This is a genomic window from Falsiroseomonas oryziterrae (genome assembly GCF_021864505.1).
Lineage (GTDB): Bacteria > Pseudomonadota > Alphaproteobacteria > Acetobacterales > Acetobacteraceae > Falsiroseomonas > Falsiroseomonas oryziterrae.
Genome location: NZ_JAKJIB010000539.1, coordinates 1 through 1,634 on the forward strand (window position 1 = coordinate 1; position 1,634 = coordinate 1,634).

Consider the following 1,634-nt stretch of genomic DNA (forward strand, 5'->3'; position numbering starts at 1 on the left):
GGTGTCGCCGAGCATGCGCGGCGCGCTCAGGGCCGCGCCGCGCACGGGATCGCCGGTGCCGCCAAGCCAGTCAGCGGCGGGATCGGCGGCGCAGGCGGCGCCGAGCAGCGCGGCGAGGGGCGCGAGCATGCGACGTGCGATCCTGGCGGGACGATGCATCTGAACCTCCGCACCAGAGTTCGCACGTCGCGACGCGCGGCCCAAGCCCTGCAACGCGTCGAGATTCTTCGTCACTTGTCCCAGCCCTGTGCCGAGCCGCTTATGCGCGGACCAGACAGGAGCCCGCCGATGCCCCTCCATCTTCCCGCGATCCATCGCCGGCCGCTGCTGCTCGCTCCCGCTCTGCTCGCCCTGCCGGCCCGCGCGCAGGGCCTGCGCACGCCGGCGCAGATGGAAGGGCCCTTCTACCCGGCGGCGATCCCTGCCGATGCCGATTCAGACCTGCTGCAGGTCGCGGGCCAGCCGGGGCCGGCGCGCGGCATCCCCTTGCTGCTGACGGGCCTCGTGCGCGGGCCGGACGGCGCCGCGCTGCCCGGCGCGCGGGTCGAGATCTGGCAGGCCGACGCCCAGGGAATCTACCTGCATCCGCGCGACGCCAGGCTGGCGGAGCGCGATCCGGGCTTCCAGGGCTTCGGCCGGGCGGTGGCGGACGGCGCCGGACGCTACGCCTTCCGTACCATCCGCCCCGGCCTCTATCCCGGCCGCACGCCGCATATCCACCTGCGCGCGCGGCCGGCTTCCGGCGGGGCGGCGCTGACCACCCAGGTCTATTTCCCCGGCGAGGCCCGCAACGACCGCGATGCGCTCTTCGCGCGGCTGTCGGCAGCCGACCGCGCCCTGCTGACCGCGCGGGTGACGCCTGTGGATGGCGGCCAGCGCGCGGAGTTCGACATCCACCTCGCCTGAGGCATTCGCCCCGCGCGGGTTGCCGGGGGGCGCCGGGGCTGGCAGGAGTGCCGGCCGCGATGACCGACGATCCGCCCAGCCCGGCCCTGCTGCCCGCCGGCCTCGCCGACCTGCTCCCCCCCGAGGCGGAGCGGGAGGCGGCGCTCGTCGAGGCGCTGGTCGAGGTCTTCGCCCGCCACGGCTACGAGCGGGTGAAGCCGCCGCTGCTGGAATTCGAGGACAGCCTCTTCGCCGGCTCCGGCGCGGCGCTGGCCGAGCAGACTTTCCGGCTGATGGACCCGGTCAGCCAGCGCATGATGGGGCTGCGCGCCGACACCACGCCGCAGGTCGCCCGCATCGCGGCGACCCGGCTGCACCGCATCCCCCGCCCGCTGCGGCTGTCCTATGCCGGCCAGGTGCTGCGCGTGCGCGGCACCCAGCTGGCCCCCGCCCGCCAGTTGCCCCAGGCCGGCATCGAGCTGATCGGGCCCGACCTGCCCGAAGCCGACGCCGAGGTCGCGGCGGTCGCCGCCGAGGCGCTCGCCGCGCTCGGCATCGCCGATCCGACGCTCGACGTCACCCTCCCTCGGCTGTCGCCGGCGCTGCTCGACGCGGCGGGGGTGGAGGGGGATGCGCGCCGCCGGCTTGCCCGCGCGCTGGACCGCAAGGATGCGGCCGCGGTCGCGGCGCTGGTGCGTGAGGCGGGCGAGGCCGCGCATGCGCTGCCGCCGCTGCTGGCCGCGGCCGGA

General features: G+C 76.3%; 2 protein-coding genes. Both read left to right on the forward strand.

Translation table 11 applies throughout. The features are described 5' to 3' along the window. The first annotated feature begins 288 nt into the window (after window positions 1-288). Window positions 289-906, forward strand: a complete 618-nt coding sequence (locus L2I40_RS22910; protein ID WP_237217669.1) for a dioxygenase family protein — start codon at window positions 289-291, stop codon at window positions 904-906. A gap of 59 nt (window positions 907-965) precedes the next feature. Next, a partial coding sequence (locus tag L2I40_RS22915; protein WP_237217670.1) for an ATP phosphoribosyltransferase regulatory subunit occupies window positions 966-1,634 on the forward strand: 669 nt, incomplete at its 3' end.

Coding starts and splice junctions, on each gene's coding strand:
- L2I40_RS22910 (WP_237217669.1), top strand. CDS start 289: ATGCCCCTCCATCTTCCCGCGATCCATCGCCGGCCGCTGCTGCTCGCT.